Raw genomic sequence first — 26,149 nt, forward strand, 5'->3', positions numbered from 1 at the left:
AGTCCCGATTGTTCGTTTCGTCGTGCGCTGACGAGTGGGCGTCATAAAAATCCACCTAGGACATCTAGGCGAGAAAACACAATATGAATATACATAAGCGACGACTTATGCACGGGTTAAAGGCTATGCGTCGCGGTAAAGCAGCTCCATTACCTCCTCATAGGGGGCGGGCTGCAGATTCCATGCATCGACGCCAACGTCAACCTGCCCAGGGCCAGTAATTGGAGTAGCGGAATGCAGATGCCCGTGAATTACATATGGCACATCGAGTCGTAGATAGTCGTAGCGGGATTCCATCCCCTCGTGATCCTGGCCGGGGCGCGGGAAATGGCACAACCAGGCAACCTCGGTGTCTGCCTTCTTGGCAAGGTCCTCGTTGTCCGCCACTCCGTCGCCGTCCGGGTCCCATGGCACCACACACTGATAGGGCTGAACGGAATCGAACACCTCAAGGAACCTCCGCTGACGTCGGGCACTGTTGGCATGCAGCGGATGGCATGTGTCGTGATTGCCCGCGATGAGGTGAGCAGTTATGTCCAGGTCAGAAAAAGCGTCCCGTAGCAGGTCTAGCGCCCTTTCCTCCTGTGGACCCCACCCGGAGGAAATATCTCCGAGTACCCAGAGCGTATCGCCAGAGCGCAGTGCGGCTGTGAGATTGGCGAGGATCGTGTCGTCATGCCGGGCGACTTCTTCCTCTTTCTCGCCGAAGCCACGCAGCCCAGCGACGAACGGATGGCCAAGGTGTAGGTCGCTGGTAAACCAAGTGCGGGGTTGGCTCATGGTCACTCCTTCGGGGCGATGCAAGGTCTCGGTGTCTGTGTGTAACCACTGTAACCCGTCCGCTTGCTTGCCTCTTATAGCCACCAATACCAGCAAATTTCATATTTTGAGACTTCTATCCCATATAGTGGATGTATGACGGTCAAAGAGAAGCAGAGAAGCAACACAACCAACTCATCCGAGGAACGCTCCGCAACCATTGCCGTATGGGCTTTCCCCGCGTTTATCTTGATCGGCGCAGGCCTAGCACTGGCCAGCCCGGGCACCTTCACTCCCCTGGCTGCACACATCTCCACGATGATCGCCATCATCATGCTGTGCATGGGACTGACGCTTACGCTGCCTGACTTCGCGCTGGTCATAAAGCGCCCCATGCCGATCTTCATCGGTGTACTGGCACAATTCGTCATCATGCCGCTGGGCGCGGTGGCCGTGGCCAAGCTGCTGGGGCTGAACCCAATGCTGGCGATCGGTTTGCTCATGCTGGGGTCCGTCCCGGGCGGCACTACGTCCAACGTTGTGTCCTACCTAGCCAAGGGTGACGTTGCACTGTCTGTGACCATGACCTCCGTCTCCACGATCCTCTCCCCGATCGTCACCCCGGTGATTATGCTGCTGCTGGCGGGCGAGGAGACCCCGGTGGACGGCACGTCTATGGCGTGGAGTCTGGTCCAGACCGTGCTGCTGCCCGTCATCGGTGGTCTGGTCATCCGTGTGATTTTCGACCGCATTGTCCAAGTCCTGCTGCCGATCCTGCCGTGGCTGTCCATCATCGCCATCGGCGGTGTGGTCTTCCCCGCCGTGGCTAAGTCTTCAGAGACCCTGATGAATGTCGGCGTAACTGTCCTGGTCGCCGTTATTATCCACAACACCATCGGCTACCTCCTGGGCTACTTTGCCGCCCGCGCTACCGGCGAATCCCCGGCTGTGTGCCGCACCACCGCCATCGAGGTTGCCACGCAATCCGCTGGCCTGGCCTCGGGCATGTCTGGCAAGTACTGGGCCCCGGAGGCCGCCATCCCCGGTGCGGTCGCAGCAGTGTGGCACAACATCTCCGGCGCTCTGTTCGCCTTCCTCATGCGCCGCTTCGCCAAGAACTAGCGGACCTCTACCATGGGATTCATGCGTATTTTCGGCTTTGAATCCTTCGGCGGCCCCGAGGTCGCCCACTTCCTCGACGTCGCCGACCCCACCTGGCAGCCCGGCAGCGTGCTGATCCGCCCCACGGCGATCAGCCTGAACCCCGGCGATATCAAGGTGCGCAACGGCCAGCGCCAGAGTTCCTTCCCGGTCTCTTTCCCTATGGCGATGGGTCGCGAGGCCGCCGGGATCGTCGTGGAGGCCGATCCCTCTACCGGTTTTTCGCCGGGCGATCACGTCTTCGGGTCGGCTTTCTCCGGCACCGGTGCTGCGAGTGATTCTTTTGTTCTTTTGGACGCCACCTCGACCGCAACTATCCCCAGCGGTGTAGAGGCCACGGATGCGGCCTGCCTCCCCGCGGCTGCAGGGACCGCTTACGACGCTTTGGCGGAACTGCACGACCTGGAAACCTGGCCGGATGAGGGCGCCCGTCTGCTGGTGATCGGCGCGGGCGGTGGCGTGGGCACGCATGCTCTGCAGTTAGCGCGGCATTTCGACATTGAGGTCATCGGCATCGCCAGTGCTCGCAAAAAGGTACTGGTAGAGCGCCTGGGGGCGCGCTTTATGGATACCGCAGAGCTGGGCAAGACCGGTTCCCACGTCACCGTCCCACCGGTAGACGGCATTCTGGATCTGGTCGGCGGCGAAGTTCTGGAGGGGCTGGCACATCTTGCACCGGAGGGCGCGATCCGCAGCGCCGCAGACAAGCAGCTGGCCGCCCGCCTGGGTGGCAGTGGCATCACTCGAATCCGCACCCAGGAGCGTTTCGCGGAGCTCGCCCGCTTGGTCGCGGACGGCGCGATGCGCCCGGTGATCGGCAGAGAGCTACCTTTCAGCGCCGCCGCTGAGGGCTACCAGGAGGTCGAGTCGGGCCACGCGCTGGGAAAGGTTGTTCTCACTGTGAATGACTAGCGGAAGCGCTAGGCTTCTTCATTAATACGACTCATTCCTTTACTTAAGGACGTTTTCATGAAGCGTATATCTGCCCTAGCCCTACTCACCGTCGCCGCGATGGGGTTAAGCGCCTGCGGATCTGAAGATTCCAACGATGCCGCCGACTCAGGCAGCGCCGCCAACGCCTCTGCACAGCAGAATTCGGCAGCTAAGGATGAAAACTCTAATAAGGACGACTCCAAGAAGGGTTCTGAGGCAGACGAAACCACACGCGCTAAGTCCACCAAGAAGTCCGGCCCCAACCCCACCCCACCGGCTTCAAACCACGGTTCCGGTCACAGCTCTGCCACAGAAAGCAACAACCGCGCAGCTGAGCCGACGCGAGGCAAACGCAAACGTCCCTCTTCCAACGGGGGAAGTGCTTACCCGCGAAATGACTGCGGGGTCACTGCAAATGGCGCTGAGATCAGCGTTCCTCTCCAAACATCATGCGAGTTCGCTGATGCGATTTACGCAGAGGCATTGAAACCCACCTACGCCTATAGGTCTAGCAACCCTAACGTGACGGCTGTACCCCAAGCGAACACTTTGTGAATGACAAGATTTCCTGTTGGCTAGGGTTGGCTCCATGACTAACGGAACAGAACCGTCACTGCCTCTAGAGATCACGGAACAGTTGGGTGTGATCTCGGGGCAAAAGGTGGGTTATGCCCGGGTGAGCTCGAAAGATCAGAATCTTGATCGCCAGATTGAGCAACTCAAGGCGGAGAAGGTCTTCACCTATTACACAGATAGGGCTAGTGGTGGTTCACGAAAGCGGCCTAGTCTTGATGAAGCGATGCGGTATGTCCGTGCGGGGGATCAGCTTGTGGTCGCCGTCGATGGATCGGTGCGCGCGGTCCTTAACGGATCTGTATGCCATTGTTGACGAGTTAGTCAGCAAAGGGGTGTCGGTGGAGTTCCTCAAGGAGGGACAGATCTACTCGAAGGACTCCACCCCGATCGCCAAGCTGATGCTCGGGCTGCTGGGTTCGGTGGCGGAATTTGAACGCTCAATCATTAGGGAGCGTCAAGCCGAGGGGATTGCTCGAGCGAGGGGTGTACAAAGGTCGTGCCCGCGCGCTTACTGCGGAGCAGGTTGATCAGGCACATGCATGGGTGGATGCTGGTGTACCGAAAGCGGAAGTCGCACGACGTTTTGAAGGTAGGGCGAACAACGCTGTATAGCCGCTTTGGCAAGCCAACGCGAACTACGGATTTGGCTTAAGGAGACCATGGTCAGGTCGATCATATCGATAGCGGACTTGGATAATCTGACCTATTATAGCAGTAGTCAAACAGTATGGATTATCTTAATAGAGAAATCAAATAGAACCTAACGACCATGGAGAACCCTGCCAACAGGAGGACTTCGCCGACTAAAAATATGAGACCTCCGCCAATGTTAGGGCTATTGTCTTCCATGCTTTTAACAAGTACGACAGCCACCGCTCCAGCGGCAATGATCGCCCACCCTGTAGCGATTTTATTTGGGACAATTACCGCAAGAAAAATGCCCAAAAGGGCAGAAATTGCCGAGATTATTACAAGAGATTGATTGAAGGAATCAAAAAACTGGCTCTCCGTACCGTAAGATGGGTCATAAAAAGGCATTATGATCCATCTTGATAAGCCAAACAAGGACAGAGAAATAAGAATAAGTTCAATGATCGGCAAGAAAAGAATGCGCTTTATCAAATTAATTATTCCCTAAAAATCATGAGGAGCATTCTTTACGACTTGATAGTAAACCTGGGCTACATTTCCGCACCGATACCTATCTACACTGTATCGTGAGTATACACCTTCGCAGGTTAGCAATAGCTGCGAGTGGAACCTTTCATCACAAAATGATTGGGTCCTTTCTCCTCGAGAAACAGCCTGGTAGCACATATCATGAATAGCGCAAGGTCCTCTGAAATCTGCATTCTTTACTCCTCCAGAGTATTCATCAGGGCTAGATGTGCAGTAGTCGTTTAGATTTCCTCTATGCCAGTCATATAAATAGTAGCTAGGGACTGGAATGATTGTCACTACCTCTTTTCCGCCCACTACACGAGAATCTCTAGTTTCTGCATTGGCGACAAGGACATTTCGTGCGCCTATCTCCACATTCCCCCCACTGGCCAACTCAGGATAAAGAGCAACTAGTTTATCGTTAAGTAGCTTCTCTCCCACTCGTGTAGTGGCGGTGTTTCCTAGGTACACACTTAGATCCAGTCGACTTTTTGAGAAGTTTTGAACAACATTTCCTTTACTGTCCAAAAATTGTTCGGAAGTAGGGTATCCATAGATACCTTGCTCACGTCCGCTCGCTTCCCAGATCAACTGCTGTGCTCCCACAACGCTATGTGCTCCATATTGTGGGTGCCAGTAGATCTTCCCGCGGGTGAAGTTATGGAACCGTCCGATGCCGTCAGGGGTTTTTGTTTCATCACCTGTGGGATAGCCAAGCGGGCCTTTTTCTGCCCCGGTTTGCACCCACTTGTCGTAGATCGCCCCGTGGATTGTGGCCAGTCCTGCCAATGAGCCGTAGATGTGGCCGTGCTCGAAGGATTGCTTACGCCCGATACTGCCAGACAGGCCAAATTCGTCAGTGGTGGGGTAACCTAGCGGTCCACGTTCCCATCCGATACGTGCCCAAGCGACAGAGAAGTGCGTGGTGATCGAATGAGCACCGGTATTAGGGTGCCAGTAGATGAATCCGTTGACGAACTCGTTGCGGCGCCCCACACCATCGGGAACCTTCAGTTCGTCGGATTTTGGCCAGGTTAGGAAGCTTTGTGGTCCGCCGAGGGAGTCGTACTTTTCGCGGATCTTTCCGCAGACCTTGAACGGGCTGGGCCAGTACGTTCGGCACGTATCGACAACGGCAAAAGTCTGGATCCCAGAGCGTGCCTGTGTGGCCTGTTCTTTAGCTTCTTGGACCTCGGCGCGGTTGGCCTGTTCTTTGGTGAAACCACCAGGGATTTCTTCTTTATCGGAACGCATCTGTCCTGGGATGACTTTGCTTTTGGGGTTGATGGTGGGGTGCCAGTTTTTGCCCGCTTGGTTATCTACGTTGTTGTCGTCGAAGCCTGGTTCTGCCGGTTCGAGATCTTCGCGCCCGGGTGCGACGTAATCGGCGTTGTTGTCGGCTGGTGTGCTGGCGGCTGCTGGTGGTTGTGCGGGCTGAGCTTGCACGGTGGGGGTGAAGCCGATGCCGAGGGTGAGGGCGAATAGGAGAGTGGTGATAGTGCGAGATGGTCTGGCCATGTTGGGTCATCTTTCGCTGTGGTGAATGGTTAGAAATGAACTTAGCGCAAGATAGTTCCTTTGGGGATGAAAAATGGTTGAATAGTTGGGAAATCTTGTAAATATGCAGGAAGATTCCTGAAATTATTCTGCATGGCTGTTTGTCGACAGTCTATTCAGCGCTATATCTGTTCTTCTTATATATGGAATAGGTGAGCGGCCGGGAGAGGGGTGCGATGCGACGTGCCGTGAAAGAGATGCGAACTCCCCGGACTTTCCTCATATCTCGAGCCAGGCATACTCGGAGGCAATCGACGTGTGGCATTGTTCACCCCGATAGCCACGTATCCGGCAGCAGCCTCAAGTACTGCCCCCGCTTTCAAGCGGCGTCCGGTTTTCCCTTCCCCATCATCTGCACTACGTGTTCAGTGCCCAAGTCGATCAGTGCCGACAGATTATTAATCGCACTCGGGTTCGCGGAACGGAAGGCCTGCACGCGGTTCCCGACGCCTTTGCCAGGTGTAGCGGAGTCGTATTGGGCCTGGATTGAGAACACAGCATCGATAAGGGCTGTACTGATCTCCTGGGGGTAACCACCGCGGTAGGCGGTGAAGTTTGATTCGGGGATGTGGCGGGTTGCGGCAATGACAGCGTCAAGCTGGGCCGAGGTTATGGTCATGCCTTTGAGATCTCCGTATCAGTGGTATTTGGTACGCCTACGTGGGCTGCATTGATCCCTAAAGCGAAGTAGTACTGTACCCCATGCGAACATCACGGTCACTGACCCCGATTCCGGTGATACTCATGCGATGGACTGCCGCGTGGGCTCGGACGGTAGCACTCTAACTTGTCAGGTAGGCAAATCGAACGATTACGACTTTGGGGCAGACTTCGCCCTGAAGCAAAAGATGTGGTTCGACTGCCTCACAATCGCCACTCCCCAGTAGGACTCCCCCGCGCCCTTCACGGATCAGGCGAACGCTAGGCAGGGGTCAGCGCACCGGCAGTAGCGATCACCGCGAACTCCGCGATCCAGATCCACAGCCAGGGGCGCTTCGGCAGCAGAGGCAGCTCGTCGGCCATAGACGGTCGCGCGAAGATGGACTTCGTTGCCGGGTCGAAGGATTCCAATACTTCCCGGTAGTCGGATTCCGTGGCCGCCCACTGCCGAACCGCCTTGGTATCGCGGTTGTTCGCATACATCCAAAACAGCGCCGGACCGGCAAAGATGAGGAAGTACAGCACGGCAAGCAGAACTTTTAGTCCCCCACTTGCTTCTTCCATGGAGCCGAGGAAAATCCCGAAGAGCATCACCACACCCAGGATCAACGCCAGCCACGCCGCGATTTTCTTTGCAGCGTTCGGGCGGTACTTCGACAACCGAATCCGGCGAGCCTCCAGATCCTGCTCATCAGAAGTACGCACGACCTGCCCATCGTGCGGATCCTCGTCGGGCATCCAACCAACAAGATAATCCTTTTCGCCCGGGCGCTGCGGTTCCTTGTAACTCATGGACCTCAGTGTAGGCACTGCGCCGGACAGCCCACAGCTCATCGTTCGATTTCGAGGACTACACTGTGAATGTCCCCAAGGGACTGCCTCTTTGATTGTCCCTTGAATGCCCTATTTCACCGACGCATAAGAGGAAAAACAAAGACACAGTGAGCCAAACCAGCCCAGACAAGCAGCCCTCCTCGCCATCACCGCTATCCCCAAAGCCTCCGCGTAACCCCGCGGAGTTCCCCATCCCCCAACGTCCAAGCGCGTGGGAACTGTTCACCACCTTCAACTCGAAGGCAGCAGGCTGGGCTGGTGGACTGCGAGCGGCACTGTCACTGCTGATTCCCGGCACTATCGCCTGGTCACTGGGCCATACCGACGCGATGTTGCTAGTCGCCGGTGGCGCGTTCACCGTCATCTACGGCGGCAACCTGCCGTACCGCATCCGACTGAAGGTGATGGCATTCTCCGCCGTCCTGCTGGCCGCCTGTCCCACCATCGCCGCATGGCTGGGCAAGATGATGTGGGAGCACATAGATTCCGGTGGCTCGCACTGGTGGCTACTCATCGCCGGCGTGTACTGCACCTTCCTCTCCGGCGTGTTCACCTACGCCCAAAATGCACTACGCCTGCCACCACCGGGTGGGTTCTTCATCGTCATTGTCTCCGGCGGTGCGACGATGATCGCCCGCAACGACCTTAACCCTCTGGCCATCGGCGGCTGGAGCTTGTTCGGCGCGTTCGTCGCCGTGCTTGTGGGTATGTTCCCCGCCCTGTTCAACCCACATGGCCCGGAGCAGCAGGCCATCCGCACGCTCAACAACGCAGTGGCGGACTTCGCAGAAGACCCAACTCCCGGCAACTACTACCTGGCCCGCACTTCCCTCTCCGAGGCCTGGTCGGCGCTGATGGGGGCTGGCATCGTCTCCGCCGGCAAGGTCGTCCGCGAATCGCAACGCGACCTGGTGGTGCAGGTACAGCAAGCCCGCCAACAGTTGATGGCCATCAGTGCCCGCACGGGCTACGTGGATACGGACGAAGACTTCTCCGATACCAACGGCATGGTTGATCCCACCCGCATAGCCATCCCGCACCGCCAGCCATCCGTGAAGTACCGCTTCGGTCGGTCTTTGAACATCCATAGCCAGGCGGAGCTCAGCATGGAAAAGGTGGTGCTGGCCAGCCTGACCTCTTGCGCCCTCACCATCTGGCTGGGGCTGGATCGCCCCGACTGGGGTGTGATTACCGCTCTGCTGATCCTGCAGTGGGGCCCGGAGAAAGTCCCCGGCACCATCCGCGGCCTCCACCGACTCCTAGGATCCGTGCTGGGCATCGGCCTGTTCGCCATCGCCCATGCTTTCCAGATCGGCGGCCTCCCCCTGCTGTTCTTGCTGGCCATCTGCCAATTCGCCGCCGAGTTCTTCATTGCCAAGAACTATGCCTTCACCGTCATCTTCACCACCCCCATGGCACTGATGATGGGCAACTCAATGGAACGCCCGCTCGGCGACGTGGTCGTCGATCGCCTCGCCGAAGTGTGCGTTGCGGTTATCTGCTCGTTTATCTTCCTGTGGCTCTGGCGCACTACATCTGACGCCCACTATCACCGCCGCCTGGTAGGCCATTGCGAAGCGGCAATGGGTGCACTGCTGGGCGCGTTGCTGATCACCCCGCCAGATCGCGCGCTCTACGCACGCCGTGATCTGCAATTCGAGCTGCTCAGCGAACGCAAGCACATGATGAAGATGATTAACAACAACTCCACCTATGCGCGGCAATTGTGGGCCAAGCACAACCAGCTACAGCTCACCGGATACACCCTGCTGGATTATTGCAATGCGCATGGGGACGAAGATCTCTCCCTCAACGAGCTGAACCGCCTGGCCGCGGCGGTACGGCAGCTGGACTGAGCCTAGTCGGCGTCGGTAGACAGCGCAGCAACGAAGGCCTCCTGCGGCACAGAGACCGAACCGATGGCCTTCATGCGCTTCTTGCCTTCCTTTTGCTTTTCCAGCAGCTTGCGCTTACGCGACACGTCGCCGCCATAGCACTTGGACAGCACGTCCTTGCGCAGGGCACGGATGTTCTCGCGGGCGATAATCTTGGAACCGATGGCGGCCTGCACCGGCACTTCAAACTGCTGGCGCGGGATCAGTTCCTTCAGCTTCACCGTCATCTTGTTGCCGTACCAGTGCGCGTTGTCGCGGTGCACGATTGCGCTGAACGCATCCACGGGGTCGCCTTGCAGCAGGATGTCCACCTTCACCAGGTCGGCCAGCTGCTCGCCGGCTTCTTCATAGTTCAGCGAGGCATAGCCCTTCGTGCGGGACTTCAGCTGGTCAAAGAAATCAAAGATAATCTCGCCCAGCGGCATGGTGTAGCGCAGCTCCACGCGGTCCTCGGACAGGTAGTCCATGCCGCCCATTTGGCCGCGCTTCGACTGACATAGTTCCATGGTGGAGCCCAAGAACTCCGAGGGCACGATCACGGTCATCTTCACGATCGGCTCATATACCTCGCGCATCTTGCCACCCGGCCAATCCGAGGGGTTGCGAACGTACACTTCCTTGCCGTCTTCCTTCACCACACGGTAGACCACTGACGGCGCAGTGGAGATCAGATCCAGGCCGAACTCGCGTTCCAGGCGTGTGCGGGTGATTTCCATGTGCAGCAGCCCGAGGAAGCCACAGCGGAAACCAAATCCCAGGGCTACCGACGTCTCTGGCTCAAAGGTTAGGGATGCATCGTTGAGCTGCAGTTTTTCGATGGCTTCGCGCAGATCCGGGTACTGATCGGCGCTGATCGGGAACAGACCGGAGTACACCATCGGGGTTGGCTCCTGGTAGCCCTTCAGCGGCACCTCGGCACCGTTGGTGGCCCAGGTAATCGTGTCACCGACCTTGGACTGACGGACGTCCTTCACACCAGTGATGATGTAACCGACCTCGCCCACGCCCAGGCCCTTGGTCTTCGTCGGCTCCGGGGAGACCACGCCGATCTCTAGCGTCTCGTGGGTCGCGCCAGTACTCATCATCTGGATTTTCTGGCGCGATTCCAGCCGACCGTCCATCATGCGTACATACGTCACCACACCGCGGTAGATGTCGTACACACTGTCGAAGATCATGGCACGGGCCGGGGCATCGGCATCACCCACTGGCGGTGGCACCAGCTCACATACCTTGTCCAGGAGCTCCGGCACGCCCTCGCCAGTCTTGCCGGATACGCGCAGCACTTCTTCCGGCTCGCAACCGATGATGTGGGCAAGTTCCAGGGAGTACTTTTCTGGATCTGCTGCTGGCAGGTCAATCTTGTTCAGAACCGGAATGATTTCCAGATCGTTTTCCATCGCCAGGTACAGGTTCGCCAGCGTCTGTGCCTCGATACCCTGGGCCGCATCGACCAGCAGGATGCATCCCTCACACGCTTCGAGGGCGCGGGAGACCTCATAGGTAAAGTCCACGTGGCCGGGCGTATCGATCAAGTGCATCACTAGCTCTTCGCCCGCGTGCGCACCGGTCTTCGGCACCCACGGCAGGCGTACGTTCTGTGCCTTGATAGTGATGCCACGCTCGCGCTCAATATCCATGTTGTCCAGGTACTGGTCGCGCATATCGCGATCTTCGACCACGCCGGACATCTGCAGGATACGGTCGGCCAGGGTCGACTTGCCATGGTCAATGTGGGCAATGATGCAGAAGTTACGAATCCTCTCGGGATCCGTAAACGTCTGTGTGGCGTAATTCTTCTGCTTGGCTGCCATTTGCCCTCCTCTTTCGCTTACGCGTAACCCTACTATGTATCTACCCAGAAGTAGCAGACGGGGTTTAGCTGCCACCTAGCTACCTGGAAGTGTTTTGTTCAGGTAATCTTTTATCCATGTCTGGTTCGGAAGCAAGTGATATGAAAGTGACGCCCCCACGTGGGAAATCACACAACCTCTTCGGAGCCATCGCAGAATTCTTCCAACAGTTTTATATTCACCACTTCACGCGCAAGAAGGCGCTGAAACGCGGCATCGGGGAGCTCCATACCCACCTGGGCATGGGTGGACAGTTCGCGGCGGCGATGAATTCGCGCGAAGAGACCATCAAAACCCCCAGCCGGGACCTTGCCCGTGCAGTAACTTATGTCCCGGATATGGACGGTCAGGCCGACGCAGGCGAAGTCGTCTGGGCAAATATTCGACCAAAGAAGGGCATGATCCCGGAGCTGCGTGCGGTGCTGGTGGTAGGACGCAACCACCACCGACTACTCACCCTTCTGATTTCCTCCCGAGACGACTACGGTAACCAAGCCAACTGGATCCCCGTAGGCACCGGCCCGTGGAGCTCGGATGCAGATAGGGATAGCTGGGTTCGTATGGATAAGGTGCTGGAAGTGCCGGAAACACTAATCCAACGCCGGGGCATTCCCCTGCCTGCCCGACGCTTTGAACGTGTCGCCAATGAGCTGCGGCAAGTTTATGGCTGGAGCTAACTGGCGGGATTTTGTCTTTTCCAATCACCAACTGCTAACATTTTTCGAGTTCACGGTGCTATCCAGAGTAACTCCGCTACTGGGCGCCTAGCGTCTGCACTGCAGGCCACGCCGCATCCCGCAGGACCTTGGGTGGGATGTTAGAGATCGCGAGGCCGTTGAGGGAGCCCGTTTCCCTGATGAACAGAACATTTTTACCGAAGACTTTTTGAAAGAAGAGGCACGCCACCATGGCAAACATCAAGCAGCAGAAGAAGCGCGTTCTCACCAACGAGATCGCTCGTAAGCGCAACCAGGCTATCCGCTCCCGTCTGCGCACCGAGACTCGCAAGTTCAACGCCGCCGTTGAGGCTGGCGACAAGGAGGCCGCAGAGGCACAGCTGCGCGTCGCTTCCCGCTTCTACGACAAGGCTGTCACCAAGGGCACCATCCACCGCAACAACGCGGCTAACAAGAAGTCCGGCATGGCCGCTCGCTTCAACAAGATGGCTTAAGGATCCTTTTCAAAGGTTTCCACCCGCTCTTTGCGTAAAAATAACCCGCACCTTCTACACGGGGTTGAGATGTTGCGTCACAAAGCAGCAACAGCAACCACCTTGCCTGGGTGCGGGTTTTCATTATGCCCTAAGCTAGTGATCTAGCTATCCAGGATTGTGAGCCTTAAGTTTTAGTTTTCGAAGGAGTTCGACAAAGGGATGAAGGATCGCTTCCGCTCAGCCCTGCTCGGCACCGCTTTGGGCGATGCATGGGGCTATCCGTACCAAAACCCACCGCAGCCAGACCGCACCCCCCTGCCGGAGCAGCTGGTTATCACCGACGATACGCAAATGACGCTGGCTCTCTGCGCCGCGATGCTGGACATCGACCGGGACAACCTGGATCGTGAGGAAGGCATGCAGGCCATCGGTCAGCAGTTCATCAACTATCACGCCGACCCGGACTACGATCGCTCCCCCGGTGCTTCGACGACCGAATCGCTGGATCGTCTAAGCCAACTCGGTGCCGAGCACTGGGACGATGTGGCTTCGCACTCCGGAGGCGCAGGTGCCGTGATGCGTGTGGCCGCAAGCGCACTGCTAGCCCCGTCGGATCAGAGCGTCGGCTGGTCGGTGCTCCAGGGCGTGATTACCCATGATTCGGGTGTGGCTCGCGCTGCGTGTGCAGTAATGGCCTGCCTGATGTCTGCCCGAAAGGGCGCCAATCTCTTGGACGTGGCCGGGGGTCTGGCCGGTGATGAAAACTTCGACAACGACAATCTGCTGACAAACGAGGAAAAATCCGACATCCTCAAGGATCTGGATACGGCACTTATTACGGATCTAACCGGTCCTGATGTGCCGCTAAGCGAGTTGATTTCCCGCGTGGATGCTGTGCGAGAGCATCTGCATCCGTTCCTGGAGCAGGGAGATTTTGAGGAGCTGTACCGGCACCGCAGGAAGTTTGTGCAAATCCTCGGCCAGGGGTGGGACGCAGGTTCCTGCACGGCTTCTGCCCTGCTGCTGACGCAGTTGTACTTGGATCACCGAGAACAGTACGCCCCGCATGATTTCCTGCATGTGGCAGTTAACTGGCCGGGAAACCGCAATACCCGCACGTCGCTGACTGGTGCGCTAATCGGCTCCCACCTGGAAGGCGGAGTGGACGACTGGGAGAGTTCGCGCGAGTACCATTTTGAAACCCGCTATGATGACGCGGTTCACTGTGGCTTGTGGAAGGGCTTTAACCTGCGCTAATCCCCAGGCACACCTGCGCTAACGTCGCCCTGCAATGTGTGCGATCTGGCGCACGGCGTCCTCCACGGCATAGTCGGGGTCGGCGCTATGGCCTTTCACACCTGCATCCAGGTTTGCTGTGATTTGCACCGCCTGGGCGATCATGGGGGTGGTCCAGCGCCGCGCAGTGCGGATAGTCTTGTCCAACTTCCACGGTGCCATGCCAAACTTCGCCGCATCGCGGCGGGAGTTAATATTTCCGACACCCGCTACCTTCGCAATATCCGCCACGGCGGAGCTTAGCGCGCTCGCAAGAAGGACCGGAGCCACTCCCAACTGAAGCGCCCGGCGCGCCAAAGCCACGGCGGCTCGGACGTTTCCGGCAATGGCATAATCGGCAACCTCAAACCCACTGACCTCGGCTTTCCCTTGGTAGTACCGCTTCACTGCGGTTGCATCGACCTGCCCGTCGGTATCAGCGATGAGCTGGCTGATGGCGCTGGCCAACTGCCGCAGGTCACTTCCAACCACGTCCAGCAAAAGTTCACATGTTTCGCGGGTCACGCGCGCACCCTGAGAGCGGAATTCCTGGTCGATAAATGCCAGCTGCTCGCGGCCTTTTAGCTCCCCGGCTTGGAATACCACGGCACCAAGCTTCGGCCAGCTGTCCACGAGTTTCTTGTTGCGTCCCTTGCCGGTGTGCACGATGATCAACACCACGCCATCTGCCGGGTCTTTAATGGCCTGCTCAAGCAGTCCGATGATCTCCTTACCCGTGTCCTCTACGCCGGTGACCACCACGATGCGGTCTTCGGCGAACAGACTGGGGCTGAGCAGTTCGGCCAGCTCAGGGGCACTGAGTTCCGAGGCTTTACGCATCTCTACTGGTAAGTTCGGATCCCCGCTGGCTGCCCGTGCCTGTTCTACAATGCCTTGCCTGCGCCGTTCGGCGAGGAAGTCGTCGCCCCCGACGATCATGTTGATGGGTGCGGGGTGCTCAGGGGCGGGCGCAGCGGCGGGCACATTCATAGTTTCGATCTTGCCAGATCCCCGCCCATGGATCCCTAACGGATCTCTAGGTTGTCTTTGCATGGGTAGTGCACCGGTACCCCATTGGGCATAAAACTTGGTCTGTCGTGGGGTTTGCCACACTGCGTTACTATCACCGCGACCTTTCCTGTCCCGCCGGCTCTCCCCACTGCCACCTCTATTTCTTGCTGTTGCCGCAGTGCCTGCGCATCATCGCGCACCCGAATCACGATTTTGTCGCGGAGTTCTATCGGCCCACTTACAAGCGCTGCGGGTGTTTCTGGCTTTTCTAGCTTTAGGACGCCTCCTCGTCCCCATGCCCCCAATATCACTAGGCCCCATAGCACCGTTGCCCAGCACCACCGAAGTCTGCGCCAGTGCCGAAAGAAACGCACGCTGAGCAACAGCAATGCAAGCAATCCGGTAGCCACACCTGCCCACGTCCATCCACCTGGGGTGGCGAGCATCGGGACACTGGAGCCAATGCTTGCCACCCGTAGAATCCAGGCTGCACAAGGCACGGCTGGGGCAATGATGATCGTGGCCAACGGTGCCGTCACCGGCGGGTAGATCGCGGCCACGAGCGCGGCCGCCAGACCCAGCACAGTAATGATGGGAACCGCCGCTGTCACCGCCAAATTGCATGCCACGGCTACCAGCGAAACTTTGCCTGTCATGTGAATGATGATCGGTATGGTCACAAGATCCGCAGCGATGGCCACCAACACCATGCGCACCAGCATTGCCTGCAACTGTGTGGGATGGCCGTTTATGGATAACCACGGAATCAGTGTCATCCGTGTCAGTACGGCTTTTGACCACCATGGCAACACCACAACAATTCCCGCCGTCGCTGCACCAGACAGCACGAAGGCATAGCTGATTGACATCTCCGGAAAGATCACCATCAGCAGAATCACCGCCGCGCAGAGAGAGGCGATCACATCCGTCCACCGGGCGGAGGCTACGGCGCACAGCCCAACACTGCCCATAATGGCAGCCCGCAGAACACTTGCTTCCGGCCCGACCAGCAGTACGAAAACCACCAGGGCCACCCCAGCTACCGCCAGCCGAGTAAGCCGTCCCGCTTTGCATGCCGTTGCTAGAACCAGGGCTGCGCCAGTAACCACTGCGACATTGGAGCCAGAAACCGCGCTGAGGTGACTTAGCCCAGTGACGGTGAATTGATTACGCAATGTGGAATCTTGCATGCTGACATCCCCCATCACCATGCCAGGCAGAATCTTTCCGGTATCCCACGGCAAATCAGCGCACAATCCATGAAAGCTGGAGCGCAACCAGCTGGTGATGCGCCACAGTCCTTCCGGACCAGTGATATTCTCCGGTGCACGCGTGGCCGAGAGCGTGAGGGGAAGCATCTCCGCGCCTTGGCTGGGACGTGCGGTGGCTGCGATGTCGAAGCTCATTCCGGGTTGCAGCTCAGTGAAATCGCTGAGTGTTCCGTTACCCGCCTCAGCCAAATCCGGGCGTAGGAAGAGCGGCACCTCGCCTAGGCCATGCACGTTCACGGGAACCATCACCGTTCCCTCCGCCACCTGTTTCGGTAATCCGGCCACAGTCACGCTCTCCCGCACACTGCCTGTGCCTGTGGAGAGGTTTCGCAGTTGCAGTTGGGCGTCAATAAGTAGGATCCGCAACCACGTACCCAGCCCGACTGTGCTGGCGGTGGCACCGACAACAGCAACGCTTCGCGGGAGCATCCGCCACGGTCGCCCGCGCAAGCTCCTGCGAAGATAAAGCCACCCTGCAACGCTCATGACCGTGACTACGCTGCCAAACGCGAGAGGCCAAGAGCTGCGGGTCAGGATGATCGCGGCGGCCATCAGCCAGCACGCAAGGGCAACCGGCACGAGCCGCACATCCATACCCCGAGCTTTGGTGACCGCCTCCGGAGTGAATGGCTCTGGAGTGAAAGGATCTGGAGTAGCTGACCTCGGCAGAAACAGCTCAGCGCCTGCGGATCCCTGGGATCGACGGAACGCCGGGGATGTCGACTTTCTAGAGGGTAACGGCATCGCGCATTGCCTCGAACTTCGCAGGTCCGATCCCTCGGACCTCCAAAAGCTGCTCCACGCTGGTAAAAGGGCCATTGGAATCGCGCCAGGCGATGATGGCCTCGGCTGTTGCTGGGCCGATACCGCTGATTGTTTCCAGCTGTGTGGAATCCGCGGTGTTGAGGTTCACCTTGCCCTCTGCACCCTCCGCGCCCGCTGTGCCACCTCTACCCCCTGCGTTCCCCGTATTTCCAGCAGTGCCCGCATTACCGGCGCTAGCGCCCTTCGCCCCGGCGCCTCCCGGTGCGGAGACGGCTCCGCCTGCGTAGACCACTCGCGAACCGCGATCATCCACCACGATCTGCATACCATCGCCGACGGGTTCAGCGAGGTTGATGCCTAACACCACCGACTTTGGCAGTCCTCCACCGGCGGCCTCAATCGCTTCCCCTACGCGCGTACTGGACTTCAACCTCAGCAGGCCAGGACGGCGCACCATCCCCTGCACGCTGACTACAACATCCTGTTCGTCGCCCTTGTCATCTGCTCCAGCTCCCCCAGCGCTTCCTTGGCCATCGCCCATGCCACCGGGGACATGTTCCGACTGTTCAACACCTTGTACCACAGGGGCGGGTGAGGTTCCTGAAGCACCAACAGCCGGCCCACTAGTGCCTGCAAGAAGTTCGGTTCCGCTCGCTTCCGACGCACCATTCTCACCCCCGCGCTGGCAGGCGAACAGCGTCACGCAAATCAGTACCGCCACTACAACGAGACCGATCAGTGCCCGGGAGGCTCTTCCGCCAATGACTGCATGGGTGTCCAAATCGACATTGGAGAGTTCATGCTCCGGCATTGGCTGGGCCAACGCTTCAGCGCGTGCGCGTACTTTTTCTACGGAACTCTGCCGCATTCGTCGTGTAGACATGCGCCGAGCACACCATACGAGTTAGGCATCGTGGCCTTGCATGACAGCTTGCCAACAGCAAAAGCCCAGAGGGCTGTGGAAAACGTGCAGCCTGTGGAAAACAGTGACTGACGCACTACGCTTTCGCTAAGGGGTCAGTCCGCTTTCTTCTTGTCTGTGCTCTTCTTGTCAGTGTTCGTCTTGTCTGCGGGCTCGTTAGCCTCAGCAGACTCAGTTAGTTCGGCCTTTCCCTGCATGGTCGCCGCCACCCCCAGTGCGCCTTGCCCCACGTGCAACTGCAGCACTTCGGGGATGTTAACAATGCGTACCTCTACCTGCGGTAACGACTTCCAGGTCTCTATGCGAACCTGCCTGCGCAGACCATGCGGGCGCGGCTCTGGTTGCTCAGTTGGTGCCTTGAGCTGGTTGAGATCCTCCACCATCTCCCCGATCCGCGCCGATAGATCCACGGCCTGCTCCTCGGCATCGCTATGGTGCACGGCGATGTGAACGGCCCGAGGGTTCCCACTGGCCTGTACTGCCTCGTCTATCACTAGTCGGCGAACGAAATTCACCACCCGATCCATGGCCTTGGCCTGGGTGCGGGTTTTAGCTGCCAGCGTCAATTTTCCCTCGGCCAGCTGCAGGATCGGCTTAATCGCGAGCGTAGAGGTCAGGAGCGCCTGCCCCACCGACAGTCGTCCACCCTTGCGGAGCACGTCCAATTGATGGACGTATAACCACAGCGAAGAATTCTGCAGTGACTCCTCGGCCACCGCCACCACAGCATCCAGATCCGCCCCCTGTTGCGCAGCCTCGGCGGCATTTAAAGCGGCAAAGCCCAACACCATGCCGATATTCTTCGTATCCAGAACCCGTACCTGACCGTCGAACACTCCTGCAGCAACGCAAGCATTGGCATAGGTTGCGGAAAGCTGCTTGGAAAGGTGCAGCGCCAGCACGCCTTCATCCCCGCCGCGCTCCAAAAGCCGGGCATAGCTCGCGGTCAGCTCCAAGGAGCTGAGACTCGAGGTGGTTTGTTCTTCACCCTCGCCCTCAACATGAAGATCCAGGACCGTTATGCCGGCCTTTTTAGCTACATCCTCCGGCAGACAGCAAGAGGAATCAGTGACAATCTGGACAGTCACTTCCTACCTACCTTCGCTGGAATCGCGCACAGAGGAAGTGGTGGCGTCGCTACCCAAAGAACTAGAAGAACCACCTGGCAGCGCCCCCTCATCCGGGCTTGCGTCGGTGGCTACGCCAAGGTTCCACCCCTCCAGATGCCACTGCGGAAGCACCCACCAGTCCTCACGGGTGGAAGCAACCAGAGGCACCGTTGAACCGTCGACGGCCACCGGATTAGTGCCCTTGGCCTCGCCGGTAAAACGCGGGCGAGCCAGCAACTGTGACCAGCAAGCATTTCCCAGGCCGGTGAATACCGGGTAGTAACGCACCGGCAGATCCAGCAGGCGTGCGGTCAAAGCACCGATCGTCCCACCATGGGCAACGATCATCACATCGCCTTCATCAAACGTGTCTGTAGCCATGATCTCCTCGATCACGGCATTTGCTCGCTCCGCAACCTCCAAGCGCGTCTCGCCTCCCGGCGGTGCCCACTGTGGATCATGGCGCCAATAAGCCCGTTGCCCTGGAAACTCACGGTCAACGTCCTCGCGCGAGGCGCCCTGCCATTGCCCCAGATCCGTCTCCCGCAAACGCACGTCGGTCGTAACCTCGCAACCGAAAGGCTCAGCAAGGATCAGCGCAGTATCGTAGGCGCGGCGCAAGTCGCTGGAGATGACCCGCGCAATCCGCTTGTCCCCTAGCATCTGCGCCGTCACCTTGGCCTGCTGTACTCCCACTTGAGAAAGATCGGTGTCCAGCTGTCCCTGCATACGCCCCGTGGCGTTATATTCCGTCTGCCCGTGACGGACCAAGTAGACCCTGCGCTCACGCATGAACGGCCTGGCGCTTAGAGTTCGTCCGCGTCCGGGGCAGGCCCGGCCAACGGAAGGTCGTCAATGCTAGTGGCTTCCAGCACGTCCACGTCTACGTCGGCATCCCAGTTGCCGCCGCGATCCAGCTGCTCCACGCCTTCCACCTCGATCTGTGGGGCGTCTCGCCACAGACGATCCAGTGCGTAGAATTCGCGCTCTTGCTTGCGCTGCACATGCACTACAACATTGCCATAATCCAACAACACCCAATGCCCTTCGCCGCGACCTTCGCGGCGAGTCGGCTTTGGCCCGTCCTGGCCCACTTCGTACTCCACCTCGTCGACGATGGAGTTAACCATGCGCTCATTATCGCCACTGACGATGACGAATACGTCGGTGATGGCCAAGCGATCCGAGACATCGAGAACCAGGATGTCCTCCCCCAGCTTCTCAGCCGCTGCGCGCGCCGCCACTCCGGCGAGCGCGATAGATTCTGCGGTGGCAGTCAAAAAATCAGCCCTTCATTATTGGTTAAAAACAAATCCAGTTTAGCAACCCACCAGCTATTCGCTGGAAACGTACATGCCGTGCTTGGCGATGTACTGCACCACGCCATCGGGCACCAAGTACCACACTGGGCGTCCACTGGTAGCCCGCTCCCGCACGTCGGTGGAGCTAATGGCCATCGCAGGAATCTCGACCAAGGACAGGCGCCCCGCCGATACTTCCTTCGACAGCGGGTCATCGCTATCGTCATCACCCTTGGGTAGTTCGTAGCCGGGGCGAGTCACTCCCACGAAGTGCGCTAGATCGAAGATCTTCTCCCAGTCCCGCCATGTGACGATCTTCTGCAGCGCATCTGCACCGGTAATAAAGAACAGCTCGGCTTCAGGGTATTGGGCGCGAATATCAGCAAGGGTGTCCACGGTGTACGTATCCCCGCCACGGTCGATATCCACACGGGATACCAGGAAGCGCGGGTTGGAGGCCGTCGCAATGACGGTCATGAGGTATCGGTCCTCGGCCGCAGATACCCGCTTGTGCCTTTTCTGCCATGGCTGTCCGGTCGGTACAAAAACCACCACATCCAGGTCGAAAAGGTCCGCAACCTCGCTACCAGCAACCAGGTGCCCATTGTGGATCGGGTCGAACGTGCCACCCATGATGCCGACCCGGGTGGGCTGTGTGGTGGTCTTTTGCACTGTTGTTTCTACCTTCTCAACTTCCTTCACCAGGTCTTTTTCTTTCCGTTCGGAAGATTCTAATCTGGAGGGGTACGGGCGAACGATTGCCCAAAATTATAGGTCAAAGCGCAAGGAGTGTCCGATCTAGCGATGAGAACCAATCCTTGGGTTCCGAACCAGCACGGCGCGTGGGCAATGCTTTTCCTTCCTATTGTCACGGGGCTAATCACCGCTGACGTCATTGCACCGTCCTATGGCAATCCCGTCCAGTGGTTGGCGCTAACTTTCATGCCACTGGCCTGGATCTTCGGGTACTTCACCTATTTCGCCTTTGGTTTGTGGTTCAAGACTCGCAACCCGACGCGACGTCGTGCTTATCTGTGGCCGACTCTGACCTACGGCGCGCTGACGGCCACGTTCGCCGCAATCGTTCTCTATCTGCAGCCACGGCTGCTGTGGTGGACAGTTGCCTTCGTGCCGTTGATCGCCATTGCCCTCATGGAGGTTTTTCGACGGCGCCCCCGCAGCCTCATGTCCGGCATAGCCACCACGATCGCGAGCGCATTGATGTACATCGTTGCAGTCTCTGCCAGTGGCTTTTCCATCCTGCCGTGGTTCTTCAGCGAAGCTCCAGTGGCGGTCTGGGTAACCACATTGACCATTGGCCTTTATTTCACTGGCACGATCTTCTACGTCAAGACGATCATCCGCGAGCGCGATAATGCCCCCTTCGAGCGCATTTCCCTGCGCTATCACCGTATCGCGTTGCTGGTCACGCTGATCACTGCCACCGCAGCGGCGTTGGACGGTGGCTATACGGCCAGCGCACCGCTGATGATCCTGCTCATGGCCGCAGCTACCCTACGCGCCAAGCTTGTGCCACCGATCGCGAAGGCTAACCCCCGCGAGTGGACGCCTAAGAAGGTTGGCATGTGGGAGGTTCCGCTGTGTCTGGTTCTGGCTCTCGGCGCGAGCTTAACGCTCGTGGTGTAGCTGTCTTTTTGTGACGCCCACTTCTCAAACGGAAAAGTAGGCGTCACAACCAGACGGCTATGGGCGTACCTGGCCTTCGCCGTTGATGATCCACTTGGTGCTCGTGAGTTCCGGCAGCCCCATCGGACCGCGGGCGTGCAGCTTTTGGGTGGAAATGCCGATCTCCGCGCCAAAGCCGAACATCTCTCCATCCGTCCAGGCGGTAGAGGTGTTAATAGAAACAGCCGCTGCATCGACGTACTGCTCGAAGTAACTGGTGGTCTTGTAATCGCGGGCAGCAATGCCCTCCGTGTGGCTGGTACCGAAGCGATTGATGTGCGTTACGGCTTCCTCTACACCATCAACGATGGCAACGGCGATATCGAAGCTGAGGTATTCGTCGGTCCAGTCGCTCTCCTCGGCCTGGACAACATCGTTGATCAACGGATCCAGCTGCTTCTTCTCGCCGTGCAGGGTTACGCCTGCCTTCTGCAGCTCTTCCAGAACATAGATCTTATCCGGATCCGGCAGGGCGGAATCCAGCAGCAGAACCTCGGTGGCGTTGCACACGGAGCAGCGACGGGTCTTGCCGTTGATGACGAGCTTCGTCGCCTCCTCGATATCCGCCGAAGAGTCGATGTAAAAGTGGCAGTTTCCGGTGCCGGTTTCAATGGTCGGGACGGTCGCACCCAGCACAACCGCGTTAATTAGCCCGGCTCCACCGCGCGGAATGACCAGGTCCACCAGGCCACGGGCGGTAATGAGATCCTGCACCGAATCGTGAGTATCACACGGCAGCAGCTGCACCAGCTCGCGAGGCAGGTCGTGGGACTCGGCCACGTCCTGGAGGATCTGCACCAGCTTCTGATTGGTGTGGCGGGCAGACTTGGAGCCGCGCAGCAGTGGCACGTTACCGGACTTGATAGCCAGACCAAAAGCATCGACGGTGACGTTTGGGCGAGCTTCGTACACCATTCCCATCACGCCCAGGGGTACACGCACCTGCTTCATGCGCAAACCGTTGGGGCGAGTGTGGCCGCGAACAATCTCACCCACAGGATCGGACAGGCCGATGACCTGTCGCAATCCTCCGGCGATACCGGCGATACGCTCGGTATCCAGAGCCAGACGATCCAGCAGGGAGTCGGCAAAGCCGCGCTCCTTGCCGGCTTCGATGTCCTTCTCGTTGGCGGCGATGATATCCGCCGCGTTGGCCTCCAGCGCGTCAGCAGCTGCGGCCAACAGATCGTTCTTCTGCTGAGTATTGAGCAGCAGCTGGGAGCTAACCTCCTTGGCCTTCTTGGCCTTGGCTAGAACTTCGTCACGTTCTGCCTGACGTTCCGGGGACAGAGTGTTCTCTTTAGCGTCGTTGGAGTTTGTCATACCAACCCATGCTAGCGAACTAGCCCTTGAGCTGCGCTCGGTTCGAATAATGGGACATGTAGTCGGCGTGTACCACCGGCCTGCGGGCGAACTCCGGCAGGTCGGAGGTTGACTGGCCGATCAAGTCGTGCAGCATGGCGGAATCGTAGGCAACTTCGCCACGGCCAACGATCTTGCCGTCCGGGCCGACCAGATCCACCACATCCCGCTGCGAGAAGTCACCATCGACCTTGGTAATTCCCACGGAAAGCAGGGACTTGTGGCGCTCTGTTACGGCACGTACCGCGCCGGCGTCCAGGTGTAGCTGACCATGGGAATCCGCTGCGTAGAGCACCCAGAACTTCCAGGCACTCAGGCGATCCTGATCCGGCCAGAAGCAAGTTCCAACCTCTGCAGTATCCAGCGCGGCACCGATGTTTTCCGTCGAGGTTAGCAACACAGGCACGCCTGCGCGGGAGGCAAGGCGAGCTGCAGATACCTTCGCGGCCATACCGCCGGTTCCCAGTCGCCCACCATCGCCAGCCGCTACGCCTTTAAGATCCTTGGAAGTCCTCACTTCAGCGATAAACTGCGCGCCTGGCTCGGCTGGGTTGCGATCATAAAGGCCATCCACATCGGATAGCAGAACGCAGGCATCCGCGAAGGCCAAGTGGCTCACGAGCGCAGCCAGGCGGTCGTTATCGCCGAAGCGCATTTCGGACGTCGCAACCGTATCGTTCTCGTTGACAATCGGCACAGCCTTGAGCTGGCGCAAGCGGTCAATGGTGCGCTGGGCATTACGGGCACGGTCGCGCTCTGCGGCGTCGGAAGCAGTAAGAAGAACCTGGCCGATAGTTCGGCCGTAACGGGCGAAGCTTCGCGCCCATTCCTGAGCCAGCAGCACTTGGCCGACGGATGCGGCTGCCTGTTTTGTAGCCAAGTCGGTGGGGCGTTGTGAGAGTTCCAGCGGCCCCATTCCGCAGGCCACCGCGCCAGAGGATACGACAATGACGTCCGTATCGCGCGCCATTCGCGCTTCCAGTGCATCGGCGATCATGTCGATCTGATTCGGGTCAACCCGACCCTCATCATCGGTCAGCGAGGAGGAGCCAATCTTTACCACGAGGCGGCGGGCATGAGCGATGTCGCTACGGACATCGGAATTGTGGCCCATCGCCGGGTCATCTTCATCGGCCTCTGGCTCGGGAAACTCGATCGACGTCGCAGGAACCACCGGCCCCGGTTCGTGCACCGGCCTCTGACCGTAGGTGGGCACAGGCGCCACGGGTTCGGGGGTCACCTCCCCCCCGGTCCGGCGTAGCTAAACGCGGACTGGGCTGAACTGAACTCTTTTTCGGCTTCAAAGTCGGAATCGGAGGATGACATACAACCCAGTATGCCAGCCCCCGCTCGCACCTTGTGCGGATTAGCGCAAGGCGACTACCCCTGCCAACGCTCGCGCTCTGCGACTTCCCCATCACCAAAATCATTCTCATCGATGAGGCCACGACGGGCCTGGGAAGCACGCTTGCGCTCTTCCGGAGTAGCGCGGGTGGTCTGCTCAAGGCGTGCATCGGTGCCACGCCCACTGCGCATAACGTCCACACCAGCGGCGGTCTGCGGATCCCATTCGAACGTGATCTCGCCGATCGTGACCTCGCTGCCGGCATCGGCGCCAGCCTTGTAGAGTTCCTGCTCCACTCCTGCCTTCGCCAAACGGTCGGCAAGGTAGCCGACGGCTTCGTCGTTTTCGAAGTCGGTTTGGCGGATCCACCGCTCAATCTTCTCGCCGCGCACAATGTAGGCATCTTCGGCGGATGGATCGACTTCGACCTCGAACTCGGCAAAGCGTCCACCGCTGCGCTTTCGCAGCCCCTTCGGGGTAATGACCTGTGCCGGCTTCTCCTCCACGGGATGCGCCTTGCGATGGGCCTTCACAATATCCATCAGCGCATACTTCAGTGCATCAAGTCCTTGATGCGCAACGGTGGAAATGCGGAAGATCGGCCAACCGAACTCTTTAAGCTCTTCTTCCTGTAGGTCGGCCATGTCCGAAGCATCTGGCACGTCCATCTTGTTGAGGATGATGACGCGGGGACGCTCACGCAGGTCACCCAACCCGGAGTCGCTCGCCAGCTCCTCCTGATAGTTCGCCAGTTCTTTTTCCAGCGCCTTGATGTCAGCTACGGGATTGCGGTCTGCTTCGAGCGAGGCGGCGTCGACAACATGAGCCAGAACCGCGGTGCGCTCGATGTGGCGCAAGAAGTCCAGCCCCAGTCCCTTGCCTTCGCTGGCGCCGGGGATAAGGCCCGGAACGTCGGCGATGGTGAAAACCTCGTGGCCGAGGTTCACCACACCCAGGTTGGGAACCAGAGTCGTAAATGGGTAGTCCGCGATCTTTGGCTTAGCTGCGGAGAGCACGGAAATCAGTGAACTCTTACCCGCCGAGGGAAAACCCACCAGTCCGACGTCGGCCATGGACTTAAGCTCTAGGGTGATGTCTTTGGTCTCGCCAGGCTCACCGAGTAGCGCGAATCCTGGGGCTATTCTGCTTTTGGACGCCAACGCCGCGTTTCCCAGTCCACCGTGCCCACCCGCGGCGACGATCATCCGCGTTCCCCTGCCAGTCAGGTCCGCAATTGCTTCCCCGTCTGAGTTCAGTACGACTGTTCCTTCGGGAACCTGAAGCACAAGATCTTCACCGCGGGCGCCGTGTCGATGATCGCCGGCGCCGTTGTTTCCGCGCGGAGCCTTGATATGCGGGTGGAAGTGAAAGTCCAGAAGGGTATGGACTTGTGGAGAGACTTCCAAAATGATGTCCCCACCGTGGCCACCGTTGCCTCCATCGGGGCCTCCAAGGGGTACGAACTTTTCACGGTGAACGGAGGCACAGCCGTGGCCACCGTCACCGGCCTGCAGGTGCAGCACTACGCGATCAACGAATTGTGGCATGACGTTCCTTTCA

General features: G+C 58.7%; 26 protein-coding genes. 10 read left to right on the forward strand and 16 right to left on the reverse strand.

Annotation, left to right across the window (positions count from 1 at the left end; genetic code table 11):
- Nucleotides 1-123 precede the first annotated feature (123 nt).
- Entirely contained in the window at nt 124-780 is a 657-nt protein-coding gene (locus ACUY2T_RS02020) for a metallophosphoesterase (RefSeq protein WP_293791402.1), read from the reverse strand.
- A 135-nt stretch (nt 781-915) separates the two neighbouring features.
- Between ACUY2T_RS02020 and ACUY2T_RS02025 the strand changes: the two genes are divergently transcribed.
- Genes ACUY2T_RS02025 through ACUY2T_RS02045 form a run of 5 tightly spaced genes read left to right on the forward strand, consistent with a single transcriptional unit; the run spans nt 916 to nt 3,956 of the window.
- Nucleotides 916-1,881, forward strand: a complete 966-nt coding sequence (locus ACUY2T_RS02025; protein ID WP_448307313.1) for a bile acid:sodium symporter family protein — start codon at nt 916-918, stop codon at nt 1,879-1,881.
- Between the two features lie 21 nt (nt 1,882-1,902).
- Entirely contained in the window at nt 1,903-2,832 is a 930-nt protein-coding gene (locus ACUY2T_RS02030; RefSeq protein WP_448307314.1) for an NADP-dependent oxidoreductase, read from the forward strand.
- Between the two features lie 57 nt (nt 2,833-2,889).
- Entirely contained in the window at nt 2,890-3,408 is a 519-nt protein-coding gene (locus ACUY2T_RS02035; protein ID WP_448307316.1) for a hypothetical protein, read from the forward strand.
- A gap of 34 nt (nt 3,409-3,442) precedes the next feature.
- On the forward strand, nt 3,443-3,742 hold the full coding sequence (locus ACUY2T_RS02040; RefSeq protein WP_448307318.1) for a recombinase family protein: 300 nt from the start codon (nt 3,443-3,445) through the stop codon (nt 3,740-3,742).
- Nucleotides 3,696-3,956, forward strand: a complete 261-nt coding sequence (locus ACUY2T_RS02045) for a recombinase family protein (protein ID WP_249024838.1) — start codon at nt 3,696-3,698, stop codon at nt 3,954-3,956. Before ACUY2T_RS02040 ends, ACUY2T_RS02045 begins: the two co-directional genes overlap by 47 nt.
- Before the next feature lie 205 nt (nt 3,957-4,161).
- On the opposite strand, the gene ACUY2T_RS02050 is transcribed toward ACUY2T_RS02045, so the two are convergent.
- The 4 genes from ACUY2T_RS02050 to ACUY2T_RS02065 all read right to left on the reverse strand — a co-directional run bounded on the left by ACUY2T_RS02050 (nt 4,162) and on the right by ACUY2T_RS02065 (nt 7,599).
- The gene (locus tag ACUY2T_RS02050; protein WP_143336417.1) at nt 4,162-4,551 is read right to left on the reverse strand and encodes a hypothetical protein; all 390 of its coding nucleotides are present in this window, start codon (nt 4,549-4,551) and stop codon (nt 4,162-4,164) included.
- 12 nt (nt 4,552-4,563) lie between these two features.
- A complete protein-coding gene (locus tag ACUY2T_RS02055) occupies nt 4,564-6,108 on the reverse strand; it encodes a hypothetical protein (RefSeq protein ID WP_448307320.1) in 1,545 nt (514 codons plus the stop codon).
- A gap of 358 nt (nt 6,109-6,466) precedes the next feature.
- Nucleotides 6,467-6,766: a hypothetical protein gene (locus tag ACUY2T_RS02060; RefSeq protein WP_448307322.1), complete on the reverse strand. Its 300-nt coding sequence runs from the start codon at nt 6,764-6,766 to the stop codon at nt 6,467-6,469.
- A gap of 302 nt (nt 6,767-7,068) precedes the next feature.
- Nucleotides 7,069-7,599: a hypothetical protein gene (locus ACUY2T_RS02065; protein ID WP_448307324.1), complete on the reverse strand. Its 531-nt coding sequence runs from the start codon at nt 7,597-7,599 to the stop codon at nt 7,069-7,071.
- Nucleotides 7,600-7,748: 149 nt separating this feature from the next.
- On the opposite strand from ACUY2T_RS02065, the gene ACUY2T_RS02070 reads away from it, so the two are divergent.
- Nucleotides 7,749-9,497, forward strand: a complete 1,749-nt coding sequence (locus tag ACUY2T_RS02070) for an FUSC family protein (protein ID WP_448307326.1) — start codon at nt 7,749-7,751, stop codon at nt 9,495-9,497.
- A 2-nt stretch (nt 9,498-9,499) separates the two neighbouring features.
- On the opposite strand, the gene lepA is transcribed toward ACUY2T_RS02070, so the two are convergent.
- A complete protein-coding gene (gene lepA, locus ACUY2T_RS02075) occupies nt 9,500-11,350 on the reverse strand; it encodes a translation elongation factor 4 (protein WP_293791407.1) in 1,851 nt (616 codons plus the stop codon).
- Between the two features lie 116 nt (nt 11,351-11,466).
- Here lepA and ACUY2T_RS02080 point away from each other — a divergent pair, with 116 nt between their 5' ends.
- The 3 genes from ACUY2T_RS02080 to ACUY2T_RS02090 all read left to right on the forward strand — a co-directional run bounded on the left by ACUY2T_RS02080 (nt 11,467) and on the right by ACUY2T_RS02090 (nt 13,799).
- Nucleotides 11,467-12,066 (forward strand): type II toxin-antitoxin system PemK/MazF family toxin, encoded by a 600-nt coding sequence (locus tag ACUY2T_RS02080; protein WP_293791408.1) that lies wholly within the window; start codon nt 11,467-11,469, stop codon nt 12,064-12,066.
- A gap of 230 nt (nt 12,067-12,296) precedes the next feature.
- On the forward strand, nt 12,297-12,560 hold the full coding sequence (gene rpsT, locus ACUY2T_RS02085; protein ID WP_005296442.1) for a 30S ribosomal protein S20: 264 nt from the start codon (nt 12,297-12,299) through the stop codon (nt 12,558-12,560).
- Between the two features lie 201 nt (nt 12,561-12,761).
- Nucleotides 12,762-13,799, forward strand: a complete 1,038-nt coding sequence (locus ACUY2T_RS02090; RefSeq protein ID WP_448307329.1) for an ADP-ribosylglycohydrolase family protein — start codon at nt 12,762-12,764, stop codon at nt 13,797-13,799.
- Between the two features lie 18 nt (nt 13,800-13,817).
- Here the strand turns inward: ACUY2T_RS02090 and holA are convergent, their stop codons facing one another.
- The 7 genes from holA to nadD all read right to left on the reverse strand — a co-directional run bounded on the left by holA (nt 13,818) and on the right by nadD (nt 20,868).
- Nucleotides 13,818-14,807, reverse strand: coding sequence for a DNA polymerase III subunit delta (holA, locus tag ACUY2T_RS02095; RefSeq protein WP_448307331.1), 990 nt, complete (start codon nt 14,805-14,807; stop codon nt 13,818-13,820).
- Between the two features lie 35 nt (nt 14,808-14,842).
- Nucleotides 14,843-16,693: a ComEC/Rec2 family competence protein gene (locus ACUY2T_RS02100; protein ID WP_448307333.1), complete on the reverse strand. Its 1,851-nt coding sequence runs from the start codon at nt 16,691-16,693 to the stop codon at nt 14,843-14,845.
- A 133-nt stretch (nt 16,694-16,826) separates the two neighbouring features.
- Nucleotides 16,827-17,747 carry a ComEA family DNA-binding protein gene (locus ACUY2T_RS02105; protein WP_293791412.1) on the reverse strand — a complete coding sequence of 307 codons (921 nt, stop codon included), beginning with the start codon at nt 17,745-17,747 and terminating at the stop codon, nt 16,827-16,829.
- Nucleotides 17,748-17,881: 134 nt separating this feature from the next.
- On the reverse strand, nt 17,882-18,874 hold the full coding sequence (locus ACUY2T_RS02110; RefSeq protein WP_293791413.1) for a DegV family protein: 993 nt from the start codon (nt 18,872-18,874) through the stop codon (nt 17,882-17,884).
- 3 nt (nt 18,875-18,877) lie between these two features.
- Nucleotides 18,878-19,687 carry a histidine phosphatase family protein gene (locus ACUY2T_RS02115; RefSeq protein WP_448307336.1) on the reverse strand — a complete coding sequence of 270 codons (810 nt, stop codon included), beginning with the start codon at nt 19,685-19,687 and terminating at the stop codon, nt 18,878-18,880.
- Nucleotides 19,688-19,701: 14 nt separating this feature from the next.
- Entirely contained in the window at nt 19,702-20,175 is a 474-nt protein-coding gene (gene rsfS, locus ACUY2T_RS02120) for a ribosome silencing factor (protein ID WP_293791415.1), read from the reverse strand.
- 54 nt (nt 20,176-20,229) lie between these two features.
- The gene (gene nadD, locus ACUY2T_RS02125) at nt 20,230-20,868 is read right to left on the reverse strand and encodes a nicotinate-nucleotide adenylyltransferase (RefSeq protein ID WP_293791467.1); all 639 of its coding nucleotides are present in this window, start codon (nt 20,866-20,868) and stop codon (nt 20,230-20,232) included.
- Between the two features lie 132 nt (nt 20,869-21,000).
- Here nadD and ACUY2T_RS02130 point away from each other — a divergent pair, with 132 nt between their 5' ends.
- A complete protein-coding gene (locus ACUY2T_RS02130) occupies nt 21,001-21,843 on the forward strand; it encodes a YwiC-like family protein (RefSeq protein WP_448307338.1) in 843 nt (280 codons plus the stop codon).
- Between the two features lie 57 nt (nt 21,844-21,900).
- Here ACUY2T_RS02130 and ACUY2T_RS02135 read toward each other — a convergent pair whose 3' ends face one another.
- The 3 genes from ACUY2T_RS02135 to obgE all read right to left on the reverse strand — a co-directional run bounded on the left by ACUY2T_RS02135 (nt 21,901) and on the right by obgE (nt 26,136).
- Nucleotides 21,901-23,205, reverse strand: a complete 1,305-nt coding sequence (locus tag ACUY2T_RS02135) for a glutamate-5-semialdehyde dehydrogenase (protein WP_448307339.1) — start codon at nt 23,203-23,205, stop codon at nt 21,901-21,903.
- Nucleotides 23,206-23,224: 19 nt separating this feature from the next.
- Nucleotides 23,225-24,484, reverse strand: coding sequence for a glutamate 5-kinase (gene proB, locus ACUY2T_RS02140; protein WP_448307341.1), 1,260 nt, complete (start codon nt 24,482-24,484; stop codon nt 23,225-23,227).
- A 140-nt stretch (nt 24,485-24,624) separates the two neighbouring features.
- A complete protein-coding gene (obgE, locus tag ACUY2T_RS02145) occupies nt 24,625-26,136 on the reverse strand; it encodes a GTPase ObgE (protein WP_448307343.1) in 1,512 nt (503 codons plus the stop codon).
- Between the last annotated feature and the right edge of the window lie 13 nt (nt 26,137-26,149).

This window comes from Corynebacterium sp. 22-2729, assembly GCF_053479475.1.